The 22,206-nt window shown below is 65.2% G+C and carries 17 protein-coding genes, 1 tRNA gene and 1 pseudogene; 13 read left to right on the top strand and 6 right to left on the bottom strand.

The genetic code is table 11. The annotated features are described in order from the left end of the window. Positions 1-85: 85 nt before the first annotated feature. The 4 genes from PSm6_RS13155 to PSm6_RS13140 are packed head-to-tail and all read left to right on the top strand — an operon-like array spanning position 86 to position 4,772. Positions 86-1,357, top strand: a complete 1,272-nt coding sequence (locus PSm6_RS13155; protein ID WP_265170376.1) for a YeaH/YhbH family protein — start codon at positions 86-88, stop codon at positions 1,355-1,357. A 10-nt stretch (positions 1,358-1,367) separates the two neighbouring features. Beyond that, on the top strand, positions 1,368-2,933 hold the full coding sequence (locus tag PSm6_RS13150; protein ID WP_265170375.1) for a SpoVR family protein: 1,566 nt from the start codon (positions 1,368-1,370) through the stop codon (positions 2,931-2,933). A gap of 59 nt (positions 2,934-2,992) precedes the next feature. Continuing rightward, complete coding sequence (locus tag PSm6_RS13145; protein ID WP_265170374.1) at positions 2,993-3,574, top strand: DUF4136 domain-containing protein; 582 nt, start codon at positions 2,993-2,995, stop codon at positions 3,572-3,574. Then, complete coding sequence (locus tag PSm6_RS13140) at positions 3,540-4,772, top strand: multifunctional CCA addition/repair protein (protein WP_265170373.1); 1,233 nt, start codon at positions 3,540-3,542, stop codon at positions 4,770-4,772. Before PSm6_RS13145 ends, PSm6_RS13140 begins: the two co-directional genes overlap by 35 nt. Here PSm6_RS13140 and folK read toward each other — a convergent pair. Next, complete coding sequence (gene folK, locus PSm6_RS13135; RefSeq protein ID WP_021221584.1) at positions 4,745-5,287, bottom strand: 2-amino-4-hydroxy-6-hydroxymethyldihydropteridine diphosphokinase; 543 nt, start codon at positions 5,285-5,287, stop codon at positions 4,745-4,747. The genes PSm6_RS13140 and folK overlap by 28 nt on opposite strands. Next, a complete protein-coding gene (folB, locus tag PSm6_RS13130; protein WP_021221583.1) occupies positions 5,278-5,631 on the bottom strand; it encodes a dihydroneopterin aldolase in 354 nt (117 codons plus the stop codon). Before folB ends, folK begins: the two co-directional genes overlap by 10 nt. 52 nt (positions 5,632-5,683) lie before the next feature. On the opposite strand from folB, the gene plsY reads away from it, so the two are divergent. After that, positions 5,684-6,253, top strand: coding sequence for a glycerol-3-phosphate 1-O-acyltransferase PlsY (plsY, locus tag PSm6_RS13125; protein ID WP_021221582.1), 570 nt, complete (start codon positions 5,684-5,686; stop codon positions 6,251-6,253). 53 nt (positions 6,254-6,306) lie between these two features. Here the strand turns inward: plsY and tsaD are convergent, their stop codons facing one another. Further along, the gene (gene tsaD / locus PSm6_RS13120; protein WP_265170372.1) at positions 6,307-7,332 is read right to left on the bottom strand and encodes a tRNA (adenosine(37)-N6)-threonylcarbamoyltransferase complex transferase subunit TsaD; all 1,026 of its coding nucleotides are present in this window, start codon (positions 7,330-7,332) and stop codon (positions 6,307-6,309) included. 204 nt (positions 7,333-7,536) lie between these two features. Here tsaD and rpsU point away from each other — a divergent pair, with 204 nt between their 5' ends. From rpsU to PSm6_RS13085, 7 genes and pseudogenes are all read left to right on the top strand, one after another. Further along, complete coding sequence (gene rpsU, locus PSm6_RS13115; protein ID WP_003085057.1) at positions 7,537-7,752, top strand: 30S ribosomal protein S21; 216 nt, start codon at positions 7,537-7,539, stop codon at positions 7,750-7,752. A gap of 195 nt (positions 7,753-7,947) precedes the next feature. Continuing rightward, positions 7,948-9,927, top strand: coding sequence for a DNA primase (gene dnaG, locus PSm6_RS13110; RefSeq protein WP_265170371.1), 1,980 nt, complete (start codon positions 7,948-7,950; stop codon positions 9,925-9,927). A gap of 67 nt (positions 9,928-9,994) precedes the next feature. Beyond that, on the top strand, positions 9,995-11,845 hold the full coding sequence (gene rpoD, locus PSm6_RS13105) for an RNA polymerase sigma factor RpoD (protein ID WP_031288519.1): 1,851 nt from the start codon (positions 9,995-9,997) through the stop codon (positions 11,843-11,845). Positions 11,846-11,946: 101 nt separating this feature from the next. Continuing rightward, positions 11,947-15,680: pseudogene (locus tag PSm6_RS13100) on the top strand (EAL domain-containing protein). Positions 15,681-15,696: 16 nt separating this feature from the next. After that, positions 15,697-15,773: transfer RNA gene (locus tag PSm6_RS13095), tRNA-Ile, on the top strand. Between the two features lie 595 nt (positions 15,774-16,368). Further along, on the top strand, positions 16,369-16,617 hold the full coding sequence (locus PSm6_RS13090) for a CopG family ribbon-helix-helix protein (RefSeq protein WP_265170370.1): 249 nt from the start codon (positions 16,369-16,371) through the stop codon (positions 16,615-16,617). After that, positions 16,595-16,885, top strand: coding sequence for a type II toxin-antitoxin system RelE/ParE family toxin (locus PSm6_RS13085; protein ID WP_021221576.1), 291 nt, complete (start codon positions 16,595-16,597; stop codon positions 16,883-16,885). The genes PSm6_RS13090 and PSm6_RS13085 overlap by 23 nt, the downstream gene beginning before the upstream one ends. Positions 16,886-16,967: 82 nt before the next feature. Here PSm6_RS13085 and PSm6_RS13080 read toward each other — a convergent pair whose 3' ends face one another. Genes PSm6_RS13080 through PSm6_RS13070 form a run of 3 tightly spaced genes read right to left on the bottom strand, consistent with a single transcriptional unit; the run spans position 16,968 to position 20,342 of the window. After that, on the bottom strand, positions 16,968-18,755 hold the full coding sequence (locus PSm6_RS13080; protein ID WP_265170369.1) for a hybrid sensor histidine kinase/response regulator: 1,788 nt from the start codon (positions 18,753-18,755) through the stop codon (positions 16,968-16,970). Next, the gene (locus tag PSm6_RS13075; protein WP_265170368.1) at positions 18,752-19,537 is read right to left on the bottom strand and encodes a 7TM-DISM domain-containing protein; all 786 of its coding nucleotides are present in this window, start codon (positions 19,535-19,537) and stop codon (positions 18,752-18,754) included. Before PSm6_RS13075 ends, PSm6_RS13080 begins: the two co-directional genes overlap by 4 nt. Next, positions 19,527-20,342, bottom strand: a complete 816-nt coding sequence (locus PSm6_RS13070; protein ID WP_265170367.1) for a response regulator transcription factor — start codon at positions 20,340-20,342, stop codon at positions 19,527-19,529. Before PSm6_RS13070 ends, PSm6_RS13075 begins: the two co-directional genes overlap by 11 nt. A gap of 185 nt (positions 20,343-20,527) precedes the next feature. Here PSm6_RS13070 and PSm6_RS13065 point away from each other — a divergent pair, with 185 nt between their 5' ends. Then, positions 20,528-22,186, top strand: coding sequence for a ShlB/FhaC/HecB family hemolysin secretion/activation protein (locus PSm6_RS13065; protein WP_265170366.1), 1,659 nt, complete (start codon positions 20,528-20,530; stop codon positions 22,184-22,186). The last annotated feature ends 20 nt before the right edge of the window (positions 22,187-22,206 follow it).

Here is a 22,206-nt window from a genome sequence, read left to right as displayed (position 1 = left end):
CGGCAAGAAGGAGCGGGGGCCGATGCTCTGCGCTTCTACCTGCGGCTTGCGGCCTGCGGCTTGAAGCTGCCCCGGAGGGGCACCCATGAGCTACGTGATCGACCGACGCCTGAATGGCAAGAACAAGAGCACGGTGAACCGCCAGCGCTTCCTCAGGCGGTACCGCGACCACATCAAGAAGGCGGTGGAGGAAGCCGTCAGCCGCCGTTCCATCACCGACATGGAGCATGGTGAGCAGATCAGCATTCCCGGCCGCGACATCGACGAGCCCGTGCTGCATCACGGCCGTGGCGGCCGGCAGACCATCGTTCACCCGGGTAACAAGGAATTCACCACAGGCGAACGCATCCCTCGCCCGCAAGGCGGTGGCGGCGGACGCGGCAGTGGCAAGGCCAGCAATTCCGGCGAAGGCATGGACGAGTTCGTTTTCCAGATCACCCAGGAAGAATTCCTCGACTTCATGTTCGAAGACCTGGAGCTGCCCAACCTGGTCAAACGCCATCTCACCGGCTCCGACACCTTCAAGACCGTACGCGCCGGCATCAGCAACGAGGGCAACCCCTCACGCATCAATATCATCCGCACCCTGCGCTCGGCCCATGCCCGTCGCATTGCCCTTTCCGGCTCCAGCCGCGCCAAGCTGCGTGTGGCGCGGGAAGAACTTGCCCGGCTCAAGTGTGAGGAGCCGGACAACTTCGGCGACATCCAGGAACTGGAAGCGGAGATCCTCAAGCTGCGGGCGCGAATCGAACGGGTGCCGTTCCTCGACACCTTCGACCTCAAGTACAACCTGCTGGTCAAGCAGCCCAACCCCAGCTCCAAGGCCGTGATGTTCTGCCTGATGGACGTCTCCGGCTCCATGACCCAGGCGACCAAGGACATCGCCAAGCGCTTCTTCATCCTCCTGTACCTGTTCCTCAAGCGGAACTACGACAAGATCGAAGTGGTGTTCATCCGTCACCACACCAGCGCCCGCGAGGTCGACGAAGAGGAGTTCTTCTACTCCCGCGAAACGGGCGGCACCATCGTCTCCAGCGCCCTCAAGCTGATGCAGGAGATCATGGCCGAACGCTACCCCGTCAACGAATGGAACATCTATGCAGCACAGGCCTCGGACGGCGACAACTGGAACGACGACTCGCCCATCTGCCGGGACATCCTGATCAAGCAAATCATGCCCTTCGTGCAGTACTACACCTACGTCGAGATCACCCCGCGCGAGCACCAGGCGCTGTGGTTCGAATACGAGCAGGTCTGCGACACCTTCGCCGACACCTTCGCCCAGCAGCAGATCGTCTCCCCTGGCGATATCTACCCCGTGTTCCGCGAACTCTTCCAGCGCCGACTGGTTACCTGAGGGCCGTGACATGACTGCCACAGAGAAGAAAAGGCAACCCATCTCCACCGGGTCGGAGTGGACCTTCGACCTGATCCGCACCTACGACCGCGAGATCAGCCGGCTGGCCGAGCGCTACGCCCTGGACACTTATCCCAACCAGATCGAAGTCATCACGGCCGAGCAGATGATGGATGCCTACGCCTCGGTGGGCATGCCGCTGGGCTACCACCACTGGTCCTACGGCAAGCACTTCCTGGCCACCGAGAAAGGCTACTCCCGCGGGCAGATGGGCCTGGCCTACGAGATCGTCATCAACTCCGACCCCTGCATCGCCTACCTGATGGAAGAAAACACCATCACCATGCAGGCACTGGTGATCGCCCACGCCTGCTACGGCCACAACAGCTTCTTCAAGGGCAACTACCTGTTCCGCACCTGGACCGACGCCAGCTCGATCATCGACTACCTGGTGTTCGCCAAGCAGTACATCATGCAATGCGAGGAGCGCCACGGCATCGACGCGGTGGAAGACCTGCTGGACTCCTGCCACGCCCTGATGAACTACGGCGTCGACCGCTACAAGCGACCCTATCCGATCTCCGCCGAAGAAGAACGGCGCCGGCAAAAGGAGCGGGAGGAACACCTGCAGAAGCAGATCAACGACCTCTGGCGCACCATTCCCAAGGGTGCGGGCAAGGGCGGTGACAAGGACAACCGGCGCTTCCCGTCGGAACCCCAGGAAAACATTCTCTACTTCATCGAAAAGCACGCACCGCTGCTGGAGCCCTGGCAGCGCGAGATCGTGCGCATCGTGCGCAAGATCGCCCAGTACTTCTATCCCCAGCGCCAGACCCAGGTCATGAACGAAGGCTGGGCGACCTTCTGGCACTACACCCTGATGAACGACCTCTACGACGAAGGCCTGGTCACCGAAGGCTTCATGCTCGAGTTCCTCCAGTCCCACACCAGCGTCGTATTCCAGCCCGGCTTCGACAGCCCCTACTACAACGGCATCAACCCCTACGCCCTGGGCTTCGCCATGTACCGCGACATCCGCCGCATGTGCGAGGAGCCCACCGAGGAAGACAAGCGCTGGTTCCCCGACATCGCCGGCGGCGACTGGCTCTCCACCATCAAATTCGCCATGAAGAGCTTCAAGGACGAGAGCTTCATCCTCCAATACCTCTCGCCCAAGGTGATCCGCGACTTCAAGCTGTTCAGCATCCTCGACGACGACCAGAAGGACGAGCTGCTGGTCCCTGCCATCCATGACGAACCCGGTTACCGGCAGATCCGCGAAACCCTCGCCGCCCAGTACAACCTCGGCAACCGCGAACCCAACGTGCAGATCTGGAACGTCGACCGCCGTGGCGACCGCTCCCTGACCCTGCGCCACCAGCAACACGACCGCAAACCCCTGGGCGAATCCACCGAGGAGGTGCTGCGCCACCTGCACCGCCTCTGGGGCTTCGACATCCACCTGGAAACCATGAACGGCGAGCAGATCACCGGCACCCACCACGTACCACCCAAGGGTGAGCGCAGCGAAGACGGCGAATACCCCCGCCTGGACCTGGTCATCCCGCCCATTTGATCGGTTGACCGCATGCCGGGCTCCCCCGAGCATGCGGTCATCGCCCATGGAGAGCGTCGATGCGCCTGTTCCTCGTCCTGCTGTTGTGCCTGGTCCTGGCCACCTGCTCCACCCACATCCCCAGCATCCAGGTGGTGCACCCGGACGGCGGCGACCTGACCGCTCGCCACAGCTTCCAACTGGCTCCTCCGGAACAGGCGCTGCTCGGCCAAGCCCCCTACCGTGAGCACTACGCTCGGCTCGACCCATTGCTCCGCCAAGGCCTGGCGACCCGGGGCTATCACGAAAGCCAGACGCCCGAGCTGCGCATCTACTACTGGCTGGCCCTGCAGGACGCACCGCTGGAGTTCAAGGTCGACCAGGCGCCGCCCAGCCCACTCGGCCCCTACCAGGCCATCCACCGCCTGCGTGATGAAACCGGCACCCTGCGCCTGCGCATCACCGACCTCGATGGCCAGGTGCTCTGGGAAGGCATCGCCAGCACCGGCCTGAGCCCCGCCTGGGACAGCGCCGAGCTGCTGCAAAGCGCAGTGGAAGCCCTGACCCGGCAAATCCCCATCGCAGCCAGCGAGCGGGCTGCTATCCTCCGCACCCTCGGAGGTGAGCATGCAGATATACAAGGTGGGCGGCGCGGTTCGTGACCGCTTGTTGGGTCGCCCAGTCACGGAAGTGGACTGGGTCGTGGTCGGCGCAACCGCCGAAGAAATGCTCGAACAGGGCTTCAAGCCGGTCGGCGCGGACTTTCCCGTGTTCCTCCACCCGCAGAGCGGCGAGGAATACGCGTTGGCACGTACCGAACGCAAAAGCGGGCGCGGCTACGGCGGCTTCACCTTCTTCGCCACCCCGGACGTCAGCCTCGAAGAGGACCTGATCCGCCGCGACCTCACCGTCAACGCCATCGCCGAAGACGAACACGGCACGCTGGTCGACCCCTATGGCGGCCAGCGCGACCTTGAGCAACGCATCCTCCGACACGTCTCCCCCGCCTTCGCCGAAGACCCGCTGCGCGTGCTGCGCGTGGCCCGCTTCGCCGCCCGCTATGCGCCACTCGGCTTCAGCGTCGCGACGGAAACCATCGCACTGATGCGGGAAATCGCCGAATCCGGCGAGCTGGACGCCCTGACTGCGGAGCGCAGCTGGAAGGAAATCTCCCGCGCCCTGATGGAGCCGCGCCCGGACGTGTTCATCCAGGTGCTGCGCGACTGCGGTGCACTGCAGGCCTGGATGCCGGAACTGGACGCCCTGTTCGGCGTGCCCCAGCCCGAGCATCATCACCCGGAGGTGGACTCAGGGCTGCACGTTCTGGCGGTGCTGCAGCAGTGCGCGGAACACGACCAACCCCTCGCCGTGCGCTGGGCCTGCCTGCTGCACGACCTGGGCAAGGGCGAGACGCCAGAGGAGGAATGGCCCCGGCACATCGCCCACGAACAACGCGGCCTCAAGCTGATCCAGCAGGTCAACGAGCGCTGCAAGGCACCCCGGGACTGCCAGGAGCTGGCGATGCTGGTGGGCGAGTTCCACACCCACGCCCACCGCGCCACCGAACTGCGCGCATCGACCCTGGCAGAGCTGCTCGCCCGTTTCGATGTCTACCGCCGCCCGCAGCGCTTCGAGGAATTCATCGCGGCCTGCAAGATGGACGCCCGCGGCCGGCACGGCCTGGAGCAGCGCGAATACCCCCAGGCCGACTACCTGCGAGGCGCCGCCGAAGCCGCGCGTGCAGTCGCGGTCCAGCCATTGCTGGAAAAGGGCTACAAGGGGGCCGAACTGGGCGAAGCGCTCAGGCTCGAGCGCCTGAAGGCACTGAAGGCTTACAAGGAAGGCGCGGGGAAGGCCTGAAGCAGATCGGCGGGCGTCAACTGGCGCCCCTGCCATTCGAAAGGCACCGGCCACAGCTGCTGCTGAATCTGCGCCGTTGCCCAAAGCTCCGCGAAGCTGCGCCCCTCACCCGGGTGCAGGCGCTCAGGCGCTACCAGCGCCAAGGGCCAGAGCACGAACGCGTTCTTCAACACCTCTGCACGCGGCAAGGCCAGGCCATCGAAACTGCCGACCAGGTCGCCGTAAAGCAGCACATCGATGTCCAGCGGCAAACCCTTGCGATCTGGCGCATAGCGGCCGTTGTCGGCCTCGATGAATTTGAGGCGGCGGTCCAGCTCCATCAGGGGCAGGTCGGTCGTCGCCGCCACCACCAGGTTGTAGAAGGGTCCGCTCTTGATGCCCACCGGCTGGCTTTCGAACACCGGCGAGCAATGGATCTCATGAAGGAAACCGGCCAGTGCATCGAGGCCGGCCCGCAGGTGTTCTTCACGCCCGATATTGCTGCCCAGGCCCAGCAGAACCGGTGTCAGCGGCATCCGCGTTCAATCTCCACGCCAACGCTGCTGGCAGCGGGCACCGCACCGGGCTTGTGCAGCTTGAGCCGCACCCAGGGAATGTTGAATTCCGCCATGAGCACAGCGACCAATCGCTCGGCGAAGGTTTCCACGAGAAGGAACTGCGATTCGCCAGCGAACGCCTGGATGCGCTGGGAGACAGAAGCGTAGTCCAGGGCATGGGCCAGCTCATCATCGGCGGCGGCCGGGCGGTTGTCCCAGGCCATTTGCAGGTCCAGGCGCAGGCACTGGCGAATGCTCCGCTCCCAGTCGTACGCACCAATGACGGTATCGACTTCAAGACCCTCGATGAAAACCGTGTCCACGTAACTTCTGCCCCGTTAGAATCAGGGCTCCCTCGCCCTGGAATGGATACCAATGTTCTGGCTGCTGGCGATTCTCGCCTACCTGCTCGGCTCGCTGTCCTTCGCCATCCTGCTAAGCCGGTTTTTCGGCTTCGCCGACCCACGCGACCAGGGCTCAGGCAATCCGGGCGCCACCAACATGCTGCGCGTGGCGGGCAAGAAGCTCGCGATCCTCACCCTGCTCGGCGACTTGCTCAAAGGCCTTCTGCCCGTGCTGGTCGCCTACCTGATCGGGCTCGGCATCCAGAAACAGGCCTGGATCGGCCTCGCCGCCGTGCTCGGGCATCTCTACCCGCTGTACTTCCGCTTTCGAGGCGGCAAGGGCGTCGCCACCGCCGCCGGCATGCTGCTCGGGCTCTACCCGCCGGCCGCCTTGCTGGCTGTCGGGGCCTGGGCGCTGACCTTCTTCCTCACCCGCACCAGCTCGCTCGCCGCGCTGATCGCAACGCCGCTGACCCTGCCATTACTGGCCTGGCAGAAACCCGGAGCCCTGCTGCCAATGGCCGTGCTCTGCTGCCTGATCGTCTGGCGACACCGCGGCAATCTACGCGACCTTTTCGCAGGACGCGAACGACATTTCTGAAACTGAAGACAGCCTCAAGCTACAAGCCTGAAGCTACAAGACGCCATGCGACGCTAGATCGACGGCAGGCTTTCCATCGGCCAGCGCGCCTGCACGGCAATGGCCAGACCTTCCTGCTGCCCGGCCTTCAGGCGCTGGCAACCGGCATAGGCGATCATCGCGCCGTTGTCGGTGCAAAACCGCGGGCGCGCATAAAAGACGTTGCCGTGGAATTCGCCCAGCATCGCCTCCAGTGATTGGCGCAGCGCCTGGTTGGCACTCACCCCACCGGCGATCACCAGTCGCTTCAAGCCGGTCTGCTTCAGGGCCCGGCGGCACTTGATGACGAGAGTCTCGACCACCGCCTGCTGGAACGCCAGAGCGATGTCGCAACGGGGTTGCTCACCGTCGTCCCCAGCATTGCGGCACTGCTGCCAGGTGTTGAGGGCGAAGGTCTTGAGGCCGCTGAAGCTGAAATCCAGGCCAGGCCGATCAGTCATCGGGCGCGGGAAGGTGAAGCGTCCCGGCACACCGCTTTCGGCCAGGCGGGCGATCTCGGGGCCACCCGGATAGCCCAGGCCGATGAGCTTGGCTGTCTTGTCGAAGGCTTCGCCCGCAGCGTCGTCCACCGACTCACCGAGCAAAGCGTAACGGCCGATACCATCGACGCGAACCAGTTGGGTATGGCCACCGGAAACCAGCAAGGCGACGAACGGAAACTCCGGCGGCTGCTCTTCCAGCATCGGCGCCAGCAGATGGCCTTCCATATGGTGCACACCCAGCGCAGGCACGCCCCAGGCGAACGCCAGGGCCTGGGCGCAGGAGGCACCCACCAGCAGCGCGCCGACCAGGCCGGGGCCGGAGGTGTAGGCGATGCCATCGATATCGGCCGGCTTGCAACCGGCGCCATCAAGCACTTCGCGCAACAGCGGCAGCATGCGCTTGACGTGATCGCGGGACGCCAGCTCGGGCACCACGCCGCCGTACACGCGATGGAGGTCGATCTGACTGAACAGCGCATCGGCCAACAGGCCGCGCTCGCTGTCGTAGAGAGCGACACCGGTCTCGTCGCAAGAGGTTTCCAGACCCAGCACTAGCATTGGGAACCTGCCTTCCAGGCCTAGCTAATAAAGAAGGCGCGCATCATAATCGCCGCCCTCCGCCCCGGCCAGCGGTTTTCGACTGAAGGCTTTGCATTCCAGGGCGCAAGGCGTTAACATCCGCAACCCTTGAAAACCGACGTTCTCCCGCAGTCTTAGCCAGGAGCGCGTTCACCCACGGTAATTAGTGAAGGTACGACCTGGATGCCAGCCGTCAAAGTTAAAGAGAACGAACCCTTCGACGTAGCCCTGCGTCGCTTCAAGCGCTCCTGCGAAAAAGCCGGTGTACTGGCTGAAGTCCGCAGCCGCGAGTTCTACGAGAAGCCCACCGCAGAGCGCAAGCGTAAAGCTGCTGCTGCAGTGAAGCGTCACGCCAAGAAAGTGCAGCGCGAGCAGCGCCGCCGCGAGCGCCTGTACTGAGTTAACAGGCTTCGCCGCACGCTTTCAGCATCGCCCGGCTCCGGCCGGGCGAGTGCATTCAGGCACCGCATGCGACACTCCGCTTCGCCATGGCGAACGCCGGAGTTTTTTTGCATTTGCAGCACCGGTAATGCCGCTATCGCCAACCGGCGATGGGGGCCTATGCTTTGACCCTCCCAGCGTCCTGAGCACCCTATGGCCGGCCTGATCCCCCAAGGCTTCATCGACGATCTGCTGAACCGCACCGACATAGTCGAGGTGGTGAGTTCGCGCATCCAGCTGAAGAAGGCCGGCAAAAACTACAGCGCCCGCTGCCCATTCCATAACGAAAAGACGCCCTCTTTCAGCGTCAGCCCCGACAAGCAGTTCTACTACTGCTTCGGCTGTGGCGCCGGCGGCAACGCCCTCGGCTTCATCATGGACCACGACAACCTCGACTTCCCCGAGGCTGTCGAGGAGCTGGCCAAACGTGCCGGCATGGACGTACCGCGCGAAGAAAGCGGGCGCAACAATCGCCCACGCCAAGCCACCGACTCGCCGCTCTACGCCCTGCTCACAGCTGCCTCGGATTACTACCGCCAAGCCCTGAAGAGCCACCCGACACGTAAGGCCGCCGTCGACTACCTGAAAGGACGCGGCCTGTCCGGTGAAATAGCCCGCGACTTCGGCCTCGGCTTCGCCCCACCGGGGTGGGACAACCTGTTCAAGCACCTGGCCAGCGACGCCTTGCAGCAGAAGGCCATGATCGATGCCGGCCTGCTGATCGAGAACGCCGATAGCGGCAAGCGCTACGACCGCTTCCGTGACCGCGTGATGTTCCCCATCCGCGACAGCCGGGGCCGGGTCATCGCCTTTGGCGGTCGCGTACTGGGCGATGACAAACCCAAGTACCTGAACTCGCCGGAAACACCGGTCTTCCACAAGGGCCAGGAACTCTACGGTCTCTACGAAGCCCGCAAGAACAACCGCAACCTCGACGAGGTGATGGTCGTCGAAGGCTACATGGACGTTATCGCCCTGGCCCAGCAAGGCCTGCGCAACGCCGTCGCCACCCTCGGCACCGCCACCAGCGAGGAGCACATCAAGCGCCTGTTCCGCCTGGTGCCCAGCATCCTGTTCTGCTTCGACGGCGACCAGGCTGGACGCAAGGCCGCCTGGCGCGCACTGGAAGCCACGCTACCGTCCCTGGAGGACGGCCGGCGCGCACGCTTCCTGTTCCTCCCCGAAGGCGAAGACCCGGACAGCCTGGTACGCGCCGAGGGTACCGATGCCTTCCGCGCCCGCATCACCCAGCACGCGCAGCCCCTGGCCGATTACTTCTTCCAGCAACTGAGGGACGAAGCCGATCCCAGCTCCCTGGAAGGCAAGGCGCACCTGGTTACCCTGGCCGCGCCACTGATCGACAAAGTGCCCGGCGCCAACCTGCGTACGCTGATGCGTCAGCGCCTGTCGGAAATCACCGGCCTGAACGGTGAGGCCATCGGCCAGCTAAGCCACGACGCACCGCCGCACAGCGGCGAAGCGTCGCACTACCCCGACGACTACCACTACGGCGCCCCTGCCAGCTACGAGAACTATGGCGATGCCGGCCAGGAGCACTACTTCGAGCCACCCGCCCGGCAACAACAGGGCGAATGGCAGAAGCCCGAGCGCAAGAAAGGCGACTGGAAAAAGGGCGGAAAGCCCTGGGACAAGAAAGGCGGCCAAGGCGAATTCAGGCGCCCGCCACGTACCGAGATCAAGGTCGAGTCGCCAACCCTGACGGCCCTAAGGACGCTGCTTCACCATCCGAACCTTGCGCAGAAGGTGGAAAATGCCAGCCATTTCGCCGCAGAAGACGACACGTACGCCCGCTTGATGGTGTCGCTCCTCGAAGCCCTGCAGAAGAACCCCAAGCTGCGCTCGCTGCAGCTCATCGCCCGCTGGCACGGCACCGAACAGGGCCGGCTGCTGCAGGCACTGGCGGAGAAGGAATGGTTGATTTCGAGCGACAACCTTGAACAACAGTTTTTCGACACTATAACTAGGTTGTCGGCCCGCCAACGCGAGCGCAGCCTCGAACAACTGCTACGCAAAGCAAGGCAGAGCGAACTCAGCGCAGAGGAGAAAGACCAGCTGCGCGACCTCCTCAGCCGCAGTCCATCTCCAGCCTCCACCAGCCCAACTGGCGCTTGAGGCCTCTGGTCAGGTATAATCCTCGGCTTGTTTTTAGCCCGCCAAGACCTTAAGTGGATAGGGTGTTATGTCCGGAAAAGCGCAACAGCAGTCTCGCCTCAAAGAGTTGATCGCCCGTGGTCGTGAGCAGGGTTACCTGACTTACGCGGAGGTCAATGACCATCTGCCGGAGGATATTTCCGATCCGGAACAGGTGGAAGACATCATCCGCATGATCAATGACATGGGGATCAACGTATTCGAGAGTGCTCCGGATGCGGACGCCCTGTTGTTGGCCGAAGCCGACACCGACGAGGCTGCAGCCGAAGAAGCCGCCGCCGCACTCGCAGCCGTCGAGACCGACATTGGCCGAACCACCGACCCGGTGCGCATGTACATGCGTGAAATGGGCACGGTGGAACTGCTGACTCGCGAAGGCGAGATCGAGATCGCCAAGCGCATCGAGGAAGGCATTCGCGAAGTAATGAGCGCGATCGCCCACTTCCCCGGTACCGTCGACAGCATTCTCTCCGAGTACCATCGCGTCACTACCGAAGGTGGCCGTCTCTCCGACGTCCTCGCTGGCTACATCGACCCCGACGACGGCAGCGTGCCGGCCGAGGAAGTCGAGCCTGTCGTCCCGAAGGAAGAAAGCGCCGCGAAGGAAAAGGACGAAGACGAAGAAGAGGAAGGTGAGAGCGACGACGCCGAGGAAGAAGGCGACGGCGGTCCCGACCCGGAAGAGGCCCTGCGCCGCTTCACAGCCGTCTCCGACCAGCTGGAAAAGGCCCGCAAGGCGCTGAAGAAGCATGGTCGTTCCAGCAAACAGGCCATCGATGAACTGCAAGGCCTCGCCGAGCTGTTCATGCCCATCAAACTGGTACCCAAACAGTTCGATGCCCTGGTAGACCGCGTTCGTGACGCCCTTGACCGTGTCCGCGCCCAGGAGCGCGCCATCATGCAGCTCTGCGTGCGTGATGCCCGCATGCCGCGTGCCGACTTCCTGCGCCTGTTCCCCGGCAACGAAGTCGACCTGACCTGGGTCGAAGGCCTGACCAAAGGCAAGGCCAAGTACGCCGAAGCTCTGAGCAAGCTGGTCGACGACGTCAAGCGCAATCAGCAGAAGCTGATCGACCTCGAGAAGGAAGTCGACCTCAAGATTTCCGAGATCAAGGACGTCAACCGCCGCATGTCCATCGGTGAAGCGAAAGCTCGCCGGGCGAAGAAGGAAATGGTCGAGGCCAACCTGCGCCTCGTGATCTCCATCGCCAAGAAGTACACCAACCGCGGCCTGCAGTTCCTCGACCTGATCCAGGAAGGCAACATCGGCCTGATGAAGGCGGTGGACAAGTTCGAATACCGGCGCGGCTACAAGTTCTCGACCTATGCCACCTGGTGGATCCGTCAGGCGATCACTCGCTCGATCGCCGACCAGGCCCGCACCATCCGTATTCCGGTGCACATGATCGAGACCATCAACAAGCTCAACCGCATCTCCCGCCAGATGCTCCAGGAAATGGGCCGCGAGCCCACCCCGGAAGAGCTTGGCGAGCGCATGGAAATGCCCGAGGACAAGATCCGCAAGGTACTGAAGATCGCCAAAGAACCGATCTCCATGGAAACCCCGATCGGCGACGACGAGGATTCCCACCTGGGCGACTTCATCGAGGACAGCACCATGCAGTCCCCGATCGACGTGGCCACGGTCGAAAGCCTCAAGGAAGCCACCCGCGAAGTACTGGCCGGCCTCACCGCCCGTGAAGCCAAGGTCCTGCGCATGCGCTTCGGCATCGACATGAACACCGACCACACCCTCGAGGAAGTCGGCAAGCAGTTCGATGTGACCCGCGAGCGGATCCGCCAGATCGAAGCCAAGGCGCTGCGCAAGTTGCGCCACCCGTCGCGAAGCGAGCATCTGCGCTCCTTCCTCGACGAGTGATCGAACAACCCCCGGCCAGTCCGGGGGTTTTTCTTTCTGCTACCAAAGCGCCAGCTGCCGCGTCTACACTTCCGCCTATCACTTCGTGGAACGGGACCGTCATGGCGCGTCTGCCTGCCATTCTCCTGCTGTGTCTGGCGTTCTGGGCAGCCCCGTCCGGAGCGCTCACCTTCACCCAGGAAGAACAGGCATGGCTGCAGGACCACCCCGTCCTGCGCATGGGCATCGACGCCTCCTGGCCCCCCTTCGAATTCCGCGACAGCCAGGGCCGCCACCAGGGCCTCGCCGCCGACTACGTCAAGCTGATCCAGGAACGCCTGGGCGTCCGCCTCGAGCCGGTGGAACCACGCAACTGGGGTGAAGTGCTGGAGCAGGCCCGCAATGGCCAGCTCGACCTGCTGCCCGGCGTCATGTCCACCCCCGAACGCCAGCAATACCTCAGTTTCACCCGCCCCTACCTCGACTTCCCCATCGTCATCCTCGCCCGCGACGGCGGCCCACAGCCCAAATCGCTCGGCGAGCTCTACGGCCTCAAGATCGCCGTGGTCGAGGACTACGCCCCTCACGAACTGCTGCGCAGCGGCAATCCCGACCTCAACCTCCTGCCCTTGCCCAACGTCGCCGCCGGCCTCCAGGCCCTCGCTACCGGGCAGGCCGACGCCTTCGTCGGCGACCTCGCCTCCAGCGTCTGGAGCCTGCGCCAACTCCGGCTCGAAGGCCTCTACATCAGCGGCGAGACGCCCTACCGCTACCAGCTCGCCATGGCCACGCCGCGTAGCGACACCCCCCTGGTCGGCATCCTCGACAAGGTCTTCGCCGACATCAGCGCTGCCCAGATCGAAGCCATCCAGGACCGCTGGGTCGGCGGCGTCATCGACCGGCGCCCGGTCTGGACCACCCTCATCGCCTACGGGCTCCCCGCCCTGCTACTGATCGGCCTCGCCCTGGTCTTCGTCCTGCGCATCAACCGCCGCCTCAGCGGCGAAATGTCACGCCGCGCCCTGCTCGAAGACGAACTGCGCACCAGCGAACAGCACTACCGTGGCCTGGTCGAAAGCCTCAACGCCATCGCCTGGGAAATGCGCCTCGACGAACACCGCTTCACCTACGTCTCGCCCCACGCCGAGCGCCTGCTCGGCTACCCCTGGCAGACTGGCTCGAGCCCGGTTTCTGGCAGCGCACCCTCCATCCCGAAGACGCCCAGCACGCTGAATATGTCTGCAACGAAGAAGTCGCCGCCGGGCGCGACCACAGCTTCGACTACCGCATGCTCGCTGCCGACGGCCGCGTCCTGTGGATCCGCGACATCGTCACCCTCGACCCCCAGGGCGACAGCCAGATCATCCGCGGCCTGATGATCGACATCACCGAAGCCAAGGACACCGAACACGCCCTGCGCCTCTCCCAACAGAAGTTCGCCTCCGTGTTCCACAACTGCCCCGACGTCATCGCCCTCGCCCGCCGCCAGGACGGCCGCCTGCTCGACGTCAACCGCACCTTCGAGCAACAGACCGGCATCGACGCCGCCCAGGCCATCGGCCGTACCGCCACCGAACTGGGCATCTGGGGCACCCCCGACATGGGGCCCGGCCTCCTCCAGCGCCTGCAGAACGAAAGCCTGCACAACCTGGAAATGACCTTCCGCCGGCAGAACGGCGAAAGCTTCACCGGCCTCATCTCCGCGCAACCCATCGACCTCGACGGCATCCCCGCCCTCATCGTCGTCGTGCGCGACATCACCCTGGTCAAGGAAACCCAGCAGCAACTGAAGATCTCCGAAGAGAAATTCGCCCGCGCCTTCCACGCATCCCCCGACGGCCTGCTCATCACCCGCCTGGTCGACGGCAGGCTCATCGAAGCCAACGAAGGCTTCACCCGCATCACCGGCTACGTCGCCGGCGAAGCCGCCGACCGCTCCACCCTCGAACTCGGCATCTGGGCCAACCCCGAAGACCGCCAGCATATGGTCCACGCCATCCGCGACCAGGGCAGCCTGCGCAGCTTCACCGCCCCGATACGCACCAAGGGCGGCAGCATCCGCCTCTGCGAACTCACCGCCCAACCCATCCCCATCAACGGCGAAGCCTGCGTCCTCACCATCGCCCGCGACATCACCGAGCGCCAGCAGATGCAGGAAAAGCTCCTGCAGGCTGCCACCGTCTTCGAAAGCACCGCCGAAGGCGTGATGATCACCGACACCGAACAGCGCATCACCGCCGTCAACCGCGCCTTCACCGAAATCACCGGCTACAGCGAAGCCGAAGCCCTCGGCCAATCACCGCGCCTGCTCGCCTCCGGCCAGCACGACAGCGCCTTCTACGCCGCCATGTGGCACCAGCTCGCCGCCGACGGCCACTGGCAGGGCGAAATCTGGAACCGCCGCAAGAACGGCGAACCCTATCCCGAATGGCTGACCATCAGCGCCGTGCGCAACCGCGGCGAGCAGATCACCCACTTCGTCGGCGTCTTCGCCGACATCTCCACCCTCAAGCACGCCCAGGCCCGCCTCGACTACCAGGCCCACCACGACCCCCTCACCGGGCTGCCCAACCGCATCCTCTTCGAAAGTCGCCTGCAGGCCGCCCTGCTCGACGCCACCACCGACGCCCAGCGAGGCGCCGTACTCTTCATCGACCTCGACCGCTTCAAGCACATCAACGACAGCCTCGGCCACCCGGTCGGCGACCTCCTGCTCAAAAGCATCGCCACCCGCCTCAAGGACCAGCTTCGCGACATCGACACCGTCGCCCGCCTCGGCGGCGACGAATTCATCATCCTGCTGCCCGGCCTGCACACCGCCGCTGACGCCGAGCACATCGCCAGCAAAGTGCTCGCCTGCTTCAGCGCCCCTTTCGAGGCCGACGAACACGAGTTCTTCACCAGCGCCAGCATCGGCATCAGCCTCTACCCCGAACACGGCAGCGATGTCGCCACCGTCGTCAAGAACGCCGACGCCGCCATGTACCGCGCCAAATCCAAGGGCCGCAACCGCATCGAGTTCTACACCCGCGACCTCACCTTCCAGGCCAACGAACGCATGGCCCTGGAGAACGAACTGCGCCGTGCCCTCGAACGTGGCGAACTCAGCCTCTACTACCAACCCAAGCTGTGCCTGCAGAACCGCCGCCTGATCGGCGCCGAAGCCCTGATCCGCTGGCACCACCCCCTGTTCGGCGAAATCTCCCCCGAGCGCTTCATCCCCCTCGCCGAAGAGAACGGCCTCATCCTCCCCCTGGGCGACTGGGTCCTCGCCGAAGCCTGCCGGCAGATGCGCGAATGGCAGGACCGCCACGCCCCCTTCGGCCCGCTCTCCGTCAACCTCGCCGGCGCCCAACTGCGCCAGCCGCAACTGGTCGAGCGCATCGACCGCCTGCTGCAGGACACAGGCGTCGTCCCCTGCCACCTGCAACTGGAAATCACCGAAGGCTTCATCATGAGCCAGGCCGAAGAAGCCCTCGCCGTGCTCCACGCCCTCAAGGCGCTCGGCGTGCAACTGGCCATCGACGACTTCGGCACCGGCTACTCCTCCCTCAGCTACCTCAAGCGCCTGCCGCTGGACATCATCAAGATCGACAAATCCTTCGTCCGCGGCCTGCCAGACGACCTCGAAGACGCCGCCATCGCCCGCGCCATCATCGCCCTCGGCCGCAGCATGCAGCTCACCGTCATCGCCGAAGGCGTCGAAACCCACGCCCAGGAAGCCTTCCTCACCGCCGAAGGCTGCGAACAGATCCAGGGCTACGTCGTCAGCCGCCCCCTCCCCGCCGACGTTTTCGCCCGGCAATTCCTCGATCCCTGTCAACCTGTTGGCGCTCAGGAAAAGGCGCCGGTATAATCCGCCGGCCTTCTGGGGGCCTATAGCTCAGTTGGTTAGAGCAGAGGACTCATAATCCTTTGGTCCACGGTTCAAGTCCGTGTGGGCCCACCACCAAAACCCCATGAAAAAGCCGCGCATTGCGCGGCTTTTGTCTTTCTGGCGTAAGCGAAGTCGCCCCTTCATAGACCCACAACGTCCACATCACTTCAGACCGAGGACCTCCAGGATGTGCTCGACCTGAGTGCCAAACACCTGAAGTTCAAGATGGATTGACCCTGCTGCCTTATCCAGGCGGATGGACATCCCCTCTGACCAGTCGCTATCAAACGAACCAATTTTCTGAATGTGGACGATGTAGTCGTGTTCAAGATGAATTGGGTTGCAGTGGGGAGAGCCCCGCCCCTTCACCGATGCGTTCTCAGCACGCTCCGTCCGCGATTGCACTGACGCTATCGAGCCTGCCGATACGGACGTCCAGAAGACCGCTTTGAGGCAGCTTGCATCCCACTGTCAATCGAGCCGACGAACGGCCCAGAGCCAAATTTACCAATAGGTAAACGCAAGTTAGCACCCATTTCCCTCCATTTTCCTGGATCTAACGCGGGTCTAACGCTAAAACAATGGTTGTAAACATATGCAAGCTTAATTACAGTGCCGACATATACGAATACGTATACGTTGTATACGTCACTGACTGGAGGCTACCATGGCATCGCCTGTTCTGTCGTTTCGGGTCGAAGATGACCTGATCACTCGATTGGATGAGCTTTCTGAGGCTACAGATCGTGATCGCCAGTACCACGTGAAACGCGCACTAATGCGGTATCTGGATGAAGAGTCATGGCATCTGGCAGCGATCAAGGAAGGCATCCAGCAAGCAGACGCGGGCAACCTTACTGATCTCGAAACCATCAAGGCCAAGTGGGTGAACCGTGGCAAAAATCGTTCTGACTGAGCTAGCTGACAGCGACCTTACGAAGATCTACGAATTCTATGAGCCCCGGATAGGCGCAGCCTCAGCAGAGGAGATAGTGGCCAGTGTCATATCGGCACTTGAGCAACTGCTCCTGTTCCCTGGCTCCGGCCGCCCCTCACGGGCTCCTGATATGCGAGACCTGATTTTCCGCTTCATCCCTTTCTACGCCGCGTATCGCGTTGTGGGTGACGAGGTCCAGGTAGTGAGGATCCTGCACCAGCATGCTGAAAGCTCGCAGCACTGGTAATCCAGTCGATACCGGGCGCTTGAGGCGCCTATAGGCCACTAGCTTGGCCCCGGGTCCAGCGGCGGCACAGGCACCCGCTCGCTCAGTCCTCGCCCGCCCCCACCAGCTCGGCCAGCCGAGGGAAATCCAGGGTCAATGCGGCCTGGAGAACGGCATCGGCAAAACCGATGCACAGCGGCTGCTCGGCCGCCAGGTCATGGGCCCACTTCTCGATAAGCGTCACCTGCCCGGTTTCCACCAGGTTCGCCAGGTTCGCCAAACGCGCCGCATCCGGGCGTGCCGCCACATCGGATGCCGGCGGCTCGGTGCCCGGCGAGGCCAGGTCCTGCAACCCCAGGAACCTGACCAACAGCGCCGCCAGCTCGGTTTCGCTGATCGGCTTTCTCAGGCAGGCCGCGAAGCTCAGGTGCGACGCGAAGCCCTCCGGCGCCAGCGGCGCCGCTGCGGAAAGCAGCACCACCGGCGTGGCCGGGGAACGCTCGGCCACCATCTGCAGGACCGACCAGCCGTCACCGCCGTCCATGAACTGATCGGTGATCACCAGGGCGATGTCGTCGCGCCACTGGCGGGCTGCATCGCGGCCATCGACGGCGATGACCACCCGCAACCGGTGCCGCTCCAGCTGCTCGGCCAGCAGCAGGCGCAGGTCCGGGTCGTCCTCCACCAGCATCACCACCCGGTCGCCCAGAGGCCGGGGACCGTCGACGTCCACGGCAGCGGGCTCCGCCGGCAACTCCGTCAGCAACTCGCCCACCACATGGAAGCGGAACGCACTGCCCTGGCCAGGAATGCTGGCCACGCTCAGCTCGCCGCCCATGCAGCGCACCAGTTGCCGGGCGATGGCCAGCCCCAGGCCGACCCCCGCCCGCGAACCCTCAGCAGGCTGGTTCGCCCCCCGCACGAAAGGCTCGAAGATCCTCGCCAGGTCGCCCGCCGCGATACCGCCGCCGCTGTCCTCCACCTCGAAGAACAGCCGAACCAGCCCGTCCAGCTTCTCCCCCCGGTAACGCAGGGCGATGCGCCCGTCCCGGGTGTGCCGGTTCGCGTTGCTGAACAGGTTGTCGAGCACCTGGCGCAGGCGCCGGCTGTCGATGGAAACGTACTCGGGCACCACCCCGTGCTCCTCCAGGGAGAAACCGTTGCCCGCCGCTTCCGCCTGCAACCTGGCGACCTCCACCATCTCCGCCAGCCAGGGTCGGAACGCCAGCGGTGTGGCCGCCACCTCCAACTGGCCGATCTCCGCCCGCGCCGCATCCAGCAGCTCGTCGATCAGGTGCAGCAAATGGCGCCCGCTGCCTTCGATGGCCCGCGCGCCCTCCTCCGGCCCGAGGCGACGCGAGCCGCGCTGCAGCAACTGGGCGAAACCGATGATGGTATTGAGCGGCGTGCGCAACTCATGGCTCATGTGGGCCAGGAAGGTGGTCTTGGCACGGTTGGCTTCGCGCTCCACCGACAGGGCGGCGGACAACTGCTGGGTGCGCGTGGTGATGGCGATGAGAATCAGCGGCGCCATCACCAGCACCGCCAGCGGCCAGGCGCTCGCCAGCAGCGGCCCGGTAGGGTCCAGCCCCAGGTACAGGCCCGCCTGCCGGATCACCACCGAGGCCCCGAAGGCCCCGAACGAGATCAGCGTCAGGCCCGCCGACGCATTGCCGCCGCGCCAGGCCAGGTAGGAGGTGATGATCCCCACCGCGAGCGCCACCAGCGAGGTGAGGGACAGCACCTGCAGCCAGAAGATGTAGTGGTGCAGGCTGGCCCCCAGCGCCGCCACGACCACCACCCCGATGACGCCCAGCAGCAAGCGGTCCCAGCCGCGCCCCAGCCGCCGGAGATCGAGGAAGGTGCGCACGAACTGGCAGTGCATGATCATGATCGCCGCCCCAGCAGCGGCACCAGCACGATCGGGAACGGCCAGATGCCCGGCCAGGCGTATTGCTGCGCCAGCCCGCCGATGATCGCCTCGAACGCGCTGATCAACAGCATCTCCAGCCCGAAGTAGAGATAGGGCATGTTCCGCAGCTGGATGAAGATCAGCAGGGACAGCAACCCCGCCAGAATGATGCCGCCCTGGCCCATCGAACGCAGGTTCTCGAAGCGCGACTGCCGGTCGCGATAAGCCATCGGCTCCCACACGCGCATCCCCAGGTACTGGGCGGAGCGCGACTGCACGCGCAGATAGAGCACGCGGGTCTCCCCCGGCTGCAAGGCAATGGGGAACAGCGCCGTCGGCCCCGGCAGCGGGCGCAACGCCATGGGCACCGCCAGGCCGCTGGCCTGCACCTGCCACTGCCCATCGCCGGCCTGGGTGAAGAGCTGCACCGACTCCAGCCGGGTATGGCCGACCTCCAGCCAGCGCTCGATGGGGGCCGGGCCCGGGTTGCGCAGGCTGAAGCGCAACCAGCGTGGCCGGGGATCGAAGCCCTGGGGCAGCGCCTGGGCGGCGACCTCGACGAAGCGTTCGGGCGCGGCGGCAACCGTGGCGATATCCAGGCGGCCGTCATCGTCGATGCGCAGCTCGAAGCGCTCCAGCAACTGGGAAGCCGCCTCCTCGTGCACGTCCAGCCCCCCGGCCCAGGCGCCACCGGCCATCAGCAGCAGGCCGCACAGGCAGAGCGCCTGCCAGGCGCACCTCAGGCGGGCTTCAACAGGCATCGTCAGCGGCGCCTTGCTGCAGCGGTGCACGCTGGTCGGACTCATCCCGCAGGCGGCTGCGCAACTCGCGCGGCGAGCAACCGAAGCGCTCCCGCACGGCCTTGGAGAAACTGGCGGCATTGGTATAGCCCAGGTGGTCGCCGATATCGGCGATGGGCGTCTCGGTGCGGCCCAGCAAGCCCTGGGCCTGGGTCAGGCGCTCTTCGCGCAGCCAGGCATAGATGGGCATGCCGACGATCTTGTGGAAGGCCTCGTTGAGGCGGGTCTCGTTGGTGCCGCACAGACGCGCCAGCACCTCCGGCGAGGGCGGCTGGCGCAGGTCCCGGCGCAGGTGCTCGGTAGCGACCTTCACCAGCACCGCTTCCGGCCGGGTATCCACCTCCGCCGACGGGGCGGCCGGCGCCGCCGCGCGCAGGCGGCGGGCCAGCTCCAGGTGGATCTGCACCCGCGCCACCACCTCCGCCTCGTCGATCAGCGGCTTGGCGATGTAGTCCACGGCCCCCAGCGTCAGGCCCGTCAGGCGCTCCTGCGGCTGGTTGGCCGCCGTGAGGAAAATCACCGGGATGGCGCTGGTATCCGGGTTGGCCTTGAGCAACCGGCAGGTGGCGAAGCCGTCGCTGCCGGGCATGTGCACGTCCAGCAGGATCAGGTCGGGGCGCAGCAACTGGGCCTTGCGATAGCCGTCCTTGCCGTCGAACGCCACCACGATGTCCAGGCCCCGGGCCGACAGAAACTCCGTCAGCACGCGCAGGTCGGCCACCGAGTCGTCGATGAGCAGGATCTTCGGGTTGCTGGAAATGCGCATGCCGATGGGGTCTATGGGGCGGCTGGAGCGGGTATTAGAGCCCAGAACGCACCCGCCTTCCCACGCCGTGAACGGAAAAATTGTCTGCCGGCAAAGTCTCCCCCGCTGCCGGCAAAGTGCCCCCTCGGCGGCCATGGGAACATGCCTCCCTGGCAAAGCGACATCACAGGCGAGGCAACGGATCCATGAAACACACGGCGTGCAGCGGAGCAGTCGCATTCGCCCTGTCACTTGCGCAGGCGACCCTGGCCGCCCAGGCTCCCGATGCCGGGCAGATCCTGGAAAACATCAAGGCCCCGCTCACCCTGCCGCCGGCCACCGACGGCGTGCTGCCCGAGGCGGCGCCGGCCCGCCCGGCCCTGTCGCTGCCCAGCGACGTCAAGCTCCAGATCAAGGCGTTCCGGATCACCGGCGCCCGCGAGTTCAGCGAGGCGCACCTGCTGGCGCTGCTCGCCGACAGCACCGACCGCGAACTGAGCCTGGCCCAACTGCAGGGCCTGGCCGAGCGCATCACCGCCCACTACCGCGAACAGGGCTACCTGCTGGCCCGCGCCTACCTGCCCGCCCAGGACATTAAGGACGGGCTGCTCACCATCGCCGTTCTCGAAGGCCGCCTGGGCAAGGTCCAGCTCGACAACCGCTCCCTGCTCAACGACGCCACCGCACAGCGCCAGCTCGACGACCTGCACCCGGGCGACGCGGTGCAGGCCGCCTCCCTGGAACGGTCCCTGCTGCTGCTCAACGAGCTGCCCGGTGCCGAGGTGCACTCCACCCTCAAGCCGGGCGCCTCCGTCGGCCTCACCGACCTGGACGTCTCCCTCGGGGCCGGCCCCCGGGTGGCCGGCAGCCTGGAGGCGGACAACTTCGACAACCGCTACACCGGCAGCGAACGGCTCGGCGGCAACCTCGCCATCAACAGCCCCACCGGCCTCGGCGACACCCTCAGCCTGCGCGGCCTGACCTCCGGCGCCGGGATGAACTACGGCCGCCTCGCCTACCAGTTGCCCGTAGGCCCCCAGGCCACCCAGGTCGGCGTGGCGTGGTCGGAGATGCGCTACGAACTGGGCGAAGACTTCGAATCGCTGGACGCCCACGGCAAGGCCAGCATCGGCTCGGTCTACGCCCTGCAGCCCCTGCTGCGCAGCCGCCAGGCCCGGCTCGACGGCCAACTGAGCTACGAACACAAACGGCTCGAGGATCAGGTCGACGCCACCGACACCACCCTCGACAAGACCCTGGACGTCTGGAGCCTGGGCCTGAGCGGCAGCCACCAGGACAGCCTGCTCGGCGGCGGCGCCATGCAGTACAGCGCAAGCCTCGTGGCCGGCAACCTCGAACTGGACGCCGCCAGCGACGCCCTCGACGACGCCGGGCTGGACACCCGGGGCCACTACGCCAAGCTCGCCTTCCAGCTCACCCGCCTGCAACGGCTCACCGACCGCTTCAGCCTCCAGCTGCGCGCCTCGGGCCAGCGCGCCGCCAAGAACCTCGACTCCTCGGAAAAGCTCAGCCTGGGCGGCGCCTATGCCGTGCGCGCCTACCCCCAGGGCGAGGCCGCCGCCGACGACGCCTGGCTGGCCAACCTGGAACTGCGCTACGCCCCCGCCCCCACCTGGCAGCTCTTCGGCTTCTACGACGCCAGCGGCGGGCGCATCAGCCATCGCCCCGTGGCCGGCACCCGCGATAACCGCCGCACGCTCTCCGGGGCCGGCGTCGGCGTCAGCCTGGCACTGCCCGCCGCCATCAACCTGCAGGCCTTCGCCGCCTGGCGCACGGGCAGCCAACCGACCTCCGATGACGACCGCAGCCCGCGTCTCTGGCTGCAGACCACCAAGTACTTCTGAATACGACTTTCAAGGCCGAC

The organism is Pseudomonas solani, assembly GCF_026072635.1.
GTDB classification, from domain to species: domain Bacteria; phylum Pseudomonadota; class Gammaproteobacteria; order Pseudomonadales; family Pseudomonadaceae; genus Metapseudomonas; species Metapseudomonas solani.
Note: the sequence above shows the minus strand (reverse complement) of the source record. Positions and strands in the feature narration are given on the sequence as shown.